Consider the following 252-nt stretch of genomic DNA (forward strand, 5'->3'; position numbering starts at 1 on the left):
CCGAGGAACAACACGCCGCGCTCCTCGACACCGTCCGCCTCCACATCGCCGAAGTCCTGGGCCACTCCAACCCGGCCACCATCCAGGACCGCCAGGCATTCAAGGAGATGGGGCTCGACTCACTGACCGCCGTCGAACTCCGCAACAAACTCAGCACCACCACCGGCACCCGGCTCCCCACCACCCTCATCTTCGACCACCCCACCCCCACCGCCCTCGCCACCTACATCCAGACACACATCCCCACCACCG

Annotated in this window: 1 protein-coding gene; it reads left to right on the top strand. The window is 66.7% G+C overall.

Features of this window, described 5'->3' with window-relative positions:
• Window positions 1-252 (top strand): acyl carrier protein (locus tag IH48_RS34115; RefSeq protein ID WP_037844321.1); only part of this gene is annotated, 252 nt, incomplete at both ends.

Source organism: Streptomyces sp. NRRL F-5126 (assembly GCF_000721265.1).
In the GTDB taxonomy this organism is placed as follows: Bacteria; Actinomycetota; Actinomycetes; order Streptomycetales; family Streptomycetaceae; genus Streptomyces.